This is a genomic window from Skermanella sp., assembly GCF_059503625.1.
Genome location: NZ_JCACHA010001144.1, coordinates 1 through 5,138 on the forward strand (window position 1 = coordinate 1; position 5,138 = coordinate 5,138).

Below are 5,138 nucleotides of genomic sequence, written 5' to 3' on the forward strand. Positions count from 1 at the left end.
GCGGCGGTAAGTAGTGCGAGCCACGGTCTGGTCATTCGATCCTCTTCATTTCGTCGTTCCGGCTGCTCCGATTTCGGCTATTGCCACTTTCGATTTCATCATGGTCATGATCTGCGCAACCATGTCGGGCTGAAGCGCGTCGGTCAGCCGGTGAGCCTGACCGTGGAACGCGACGGATCGAGGCGCACCTTGACCGCTACCATCCAGGAGGAGCGGAGAGCCGACCGGCGCTGATGCAGCCGGGGGCTTCACCTCAGGTAAGCCTCCGACGCGTAGCGCCGCATCATCCTCTGGCTGTTGAAGTAGCTGGCGATCTTGCTGATCGACTGCTTCATCATCCAGATCCAGCGTGCGCGATCCCCGTAGTAGAGCGGCAGGACGGCGCCTTCCAGCTTGCGGTAGAGGTCTTCGGCGTCGTCATCCGCCGTCCCCAGATCGGCATCGCCGATGGCCCAGCCGGTAGTGCCGTCGATGCAGGCCTCCATCCACCAGCCGTCGAGCACGCCCAGGTTCAGAACGCCGTTCAAGGCCGCCTTCATGCCGCTGGTCCCTGACGCCTCCAGCGGCGGCAGCGGCGTATTGAGCCAGACATCGGACCCGGAGGTGAGCAGGCGAGCCAGGTCCATGTCGTAATTGGCCAGGAAAGCGACCGGGATATCCGCCGCCAGTTCGGCTTTCCGGCGGTGCAGCGCCTGGATGACTCTTTTTCCGTCCTCGTCATGGGGGTGCGCCTTGCCGGCGATGACGATCTGAAACGGGTGAGTTTTCGCCAGGGCACGCAGCCGGTCGAGATCGCTGAACAGCAGGTCCAGCCGCTTGTATCCGGTCATTCGCCGGGCAAAGCCAAGGGTGAGCGTGTCCGGCGACAACGACGTTCCGGTCTCCTGTGCGATCCGGTTCAGCAAGGCGAGCTTGGCCCGCCCGTGGGCCTCCCACACCGCGGCATCGTCGAGCCCGTCGGCCCGTACCAGAACTTCCGGCTCGTGGCCCCAGTTGGGAAAGTGCCGCTGGTAGAGCTGGGCGAAGCTTCCGCAGGTCCAGGTCTCGACATGGACGCCGTTGGTGATGGCATGGACCCGGTAGCCGGGAAAAAGCTGGCGCGAGATTTCCGCGTGCCGCTTGGCGACGCCGTTGACGTAGCCGCTCAGGTTCAGGGCCAGCCGGGTCATGTTGAGGTCCGGTCCGCCGGCGACTGCCCTGAGCGCAGCGATATCGACGACGCCTTTCAGCTTTCCTTCCACCATATCGTACGGAAAGCGGTCGTGGCCGGCCTCGACCGGAGTGTGGGTGGTGAACACGCAGTGCTGCCGCGCGACCTCCGGATCGTAGGCGGCGTGCCCGGCGGTATTGCCGTTCAGGTGGCGGTGGCCGTGCAGCATTTCCAATGCCAGCAGGGCCGAGTGCCCCTCGTTCATGTGGTAGGTCTCGATCTCGAAGCCGAGCGCCCGCAGCAGACGGTAGCCGCCCATGCCGAGCACGATTTCCTGGTTCAGGCGGTACGCGCTGTCGCCGCCATAGAGGCTGCGGCAGATGTCGCGGTCCTGCGGAGCGTTCTCGTCGAGAAGTGTATCCAGGAGAAGCACGGGGACTTCATAGCCGAGCGTGCCCTTGTGCCTGTACAGCCACGGCCGCACCCAAACGTCGCGGCCTTCGATGGCAACTGCCACCTTGGCGCCGAGCGGCCGCGCCCAGCGCTCCGGCTCCCACGGGTCCGCGTGTTCGATCTGCTCGCCCTCGCCGCCGATGCTTTGCCGGAGATAGCCGTCGCGGCTGACCAGGGTCACGAAGACCACCGGCAATTCAAGGTCGGCGCAGGACCGCACGGTGTCGCCGGCCAGAATGCCGAGCCCGCCGGCATAGGTGTGGATCTCCGGTCGCAGCGCGATCTCCATCGAGAAATAGGCGATCCGGCTCCGCTGCGTAAAGGCATCGATCATGAAGAATTCTCCCGGCTGTTCCCCGCCGCGTCCGGCGGGAACTCGTCCGGAAACCTGAAACAGGGGCTCGGGACTGTGCTTGATCGAGGTTAAGGCCGCCTGCTTTCGCTCTTCCTATCCTCCGCCTCCTCCACGGAATCGTAAAAACAGGAGCCGGCCATGCAGGACGCGACGTACATCCGCTGGTTCTCCGATCTCGGACGCGACGATGTGCCGTCGGTCGGCGGCAAGAATGCCTCCCTCGGCGAGTTGTACCGGCACCTGAAGCCGCTGGGCGTCGAGGTGCCGGACGGCTTCGCCCTGACCGCCGCAGCTTTCCGGGGCGCCTTGACCGAGGCGAAGGCCTGGGACGAACTCCACGGGTTGCTCGACCGTCTCGACAAGACCGATGTCGCCAGCCTCGCCCGCGCAGGAGCGCGCGCCCGCGAGATCGTCTATGCCGCCGGCCTGACGCCGCGCATGGAGGACGAACTGCGCGCCGCGTGGCGCGGGTTGCTGGCGAAATACGGCGATACGCTGACGGTCGCGGTCCGCAGTTCCGCCACCGCCGAGGATTTGCCGACCGCCAGCTTCGCCGGCCAGCACGAGACTTACCTGAACGTGGCCGGTGAAGCCGACCTGCTCGACGCGGTGCGGCGCTGCCATGCTTCGCTGTTCACCGACCGGGCGATCTCCTACCGGCTCGACCAGGGGTTCGACCACTTCAAGGTGGCGCTCTCCGTCGGTGTTCAGAAGATGGTGCGCGCCGATCTCGGCGCCGCCGGGGTCATGTTCACGCTCGACACGGAGTCCGGCTTCCGGGACGTGGTTTTCATCACCGGGGCCTACGGGCTGGGGGAAACCGTCGTCCAGGGCGCCGTCGATCCCGACGAGTTCTACGTCCACAAGCCCACCTTCCGGCAGGGACGCCGCGCCGTGCTGCGGCGGCGCCTGGGCGAGAAGCAGGTCCGCATGGTCTATCGTTCGGGTCGCACGCGGGAGCCGACGCGGATCGTCCCGACACCCAACGCAGACCGCGAGCGCTTCTGCGTGTCCGACGAGGAGGTCCTGCGGCTGGCCGAATACGCGATCCGGATCGAGGACCATTACGGCCAGCCGATGGACATAGAGTGGGCGAGGGACGGGCTGGACGGCGGCCTCTACATCGTCCAGGCGCGGCCGGAGACGGTCGCGTCGCGCGGCAGCGCGCTGGAGATGGAAAGCTTCGTTCCGGAAGGCAAGGGCAGGGTCCTCGCCACCGGCCGCGCCGTCGGCGCCCGCATCGCGTCCGGCCCGGCGCGGGTGGTGACGGACGCCCATCGCCTCTCGGCGTTCCGCCCCGGAGAAGTGCTGGTTGCGGACACGACCACGCCTGACTGGGAGCCGGTGATGAAGACGGCGGCGGCCATCGTCACCAACCGGGGCGGCCGCACCTGCCACGCCGCCATCGTCGCCCGCGAACTGGGCATACCCGCCGTGGTCGGGGCGGAGCGGGCGACCTCCGCGTTGTCGGAAGGACAGGTGGTGACAGTGTCCTGCGCCGAAGGCGACACGGGCATGGTCTATGACGGCGCCGTGCCGTTCCGGGTGGAGCGCGTCGATCTGAGCCTGCTGCCGCGCCCACTAACACGCATCATGGTCAATCTCGGCAACCCGGATCAGGCCTTCCAGACCGCGCGGCTTCCGGTCGATGGTGTCGGCCTGGCGCGGATGGAGTTCATCATCATCGAGTCCATCAAGGCGCACCCGATGGCCTTGATCCATCCCGACCGGGTCGAAGACGCCGCCGAACGCGACCATATCGCCCGCCTGATCCGCCATTACCCGGACGGCGCCGCCTATTTCGTCGAACGCCTGTCGGAAGGCATCGGCACGATAGCCGCCGCTTTCCATCCGCGCCCGGTGATCGTCCGCCTGTCGGACTTCAAGACCAACGAGTACGCCTCCCTGATCGGCGGGCGCTGGTTCGAGCCGGTGGAGGAGAACCCCATGCTGGGGTTCCGGGGCGCCGCGCGCTACGCCCATCCGGCCTACGAGGAGGGCTTTGCGCTGGAGTGCAAGGCTCTCGTCCGGGTCCGCGAGACGATGGGGCTGACCAACGTCAAGGTCATGGTGCCGTTCTGCCGCCGGCTGGAGGAGGCGGAGAGGGTGATCGCGGCCATGGCGCGCCATGGGCTGGAACGCGGCCAAGGCGGGCTCGAGGTCTACGTCATGTGCGAGATCCCCAACAACGTGCTGCTGGTGGACGAGTTCGCCAAGCTGTTCGACGGCTTCTCGATCGGCTCCAACGACCTGACCCAGTTGACGCTCGGCGTGGACCGCGACAGTCCGCTGGTGGCCTTCGACTTCGACGAACGCGATCCCGGCGTGCTCGCCTTCCTGCGTCAGGCAGTCGAGGGCGCCAAACGGAATGGACGGCCGTGCGGCATCTGCGGACAGGCGCCCTCGGACTATCCGGAGGTTGCCGAGTTCCTGGTTCGCCTCGGCATCGACAGCATCAGCCTGACGCCGGACAGCGTCTTGAAGACCCTGCGCGCCATCGTGGATCTGGAACGCCAGCTCGGACGCACGCCGAGGGAAGCCGGGTAAGCTGGCTCCAGGCTGTCGGACGCCCTATGCGCATCCAGAAGCTTTCGGCGCAGGCGGCTCTGGCCAGTCTGCGCAGCGGTCAGGCCGGGCTCGCCGAGTCGGAGGTCAAGCGGCGCCTGGGCGGGTTCGGCCGCAACATCCTGGAGCCGGCCCGGCGCCGGCCCATGGTCGAGCGCTTCCTGCGCAGCTTCACCCATTTCTTCGCCGTCCTGCTGTGGCTGGCCGCGGCCTTGGCGCTGGTGGCGGAGGCCTATGAGCCGGGCGGCGGCATGGGTGTCCTGGCCGTCGCCATCGTCTCGGTCATCGTCATCAACGGCCTTTTCAGCTTCTGGCAGGACTATAAGGCGGAGCGGGAACTCGCGTCGCTGGCCCGACTGCTGCCGCAGCGGGTGAAGGTGGTGCGTCATGGCGCCATCTCGGTATGCGACGCGACGGACATCGTACCGGGCGACGTCATCCAACTGGCCAAAGGCGACCGTGTGCCGGCGGACGCGCGGGTGATCGACGCCGAGGGGCTGCGGATCAATGCGGCGTCGGTAACGGGTGAGGCCGAAGCGGTTTTCCGCGACGCCGCTCCGACAGACGAGACCGATCCCCTTCAGGCGAGCAACCTCGTCCTGGCGGGGGCCAAAG

General features: G+C 67.1%; 4 protein-coding genes. 3 read left to right on the top strand and 1 reads right to left on the bottom strand.

What is annotated here, in order from left to right; translation table 11 throughout:
• The coding region (locus AC5JJ6_RS40740) for a hypothetical protein (RefSeq protein WP_496047524.1) at positions 1-234 on the top strand (234 nt) is incomplete at its 5' end.
• A 14-nt stretch (positions 235-248) separates the two neighbouring features.
• Here the strand turns inward: AC5JJ6_RS40740 and glgP are convergent.
• Positions 249-1,937: an alpha-glucan family phosphorylase gene (gene glgP / locus AC5JJ6_RS40745; RefSeq protein WP_496047525.1), complete on the bottom strand. Its 1,689-nt coding sequence runs from the start codon at positions 1,935-1,937 to the stop codon at positions 249-251.
• Positions 1,938-2,096: 159 nt separating this feature from the next.
• On the opposite strand from glgP, the gene ppsA reads away from it, so the two are divergent.
• Positions 2,097-4,505, top strand: a complete 2,409-nt coding sequence (gene ppsA, locus AC5JJ6_RS40750; RefSeq protein WP_496047526.1) for a phosphoenolpyruvate synthase — start codon at positions 2,097-2,099, stop codon at positions 4,503-4,505.
• Positions 4,506-4,531: 26 nt separating this feature from the next.
• The coding region (locus AC5JJ6_RS40755; RefSeq protein WP_496047527.1) for a P-type ATPase actuator domain-containing protein at positions 4,532-5,138 on the top strand (607 nt) is incomplete at its 3' end.

Bases quoted from the DNA above. Each gene is read 5' to 3' on its own strand.
- glgP (WP_496047525.1), bottom strand. From the start codon at position 1,937: ATGATCGATGCCTTTACGCAGCGGAGCCGGATCGCCTATTTCTCGATG.
- ppsA (WP_496047526.1), top strand. From the start codon at position 2,097: ATGCAGGACGCGACGTACATCCGCTGGTTCTCCGATCTCGGACGCGAC.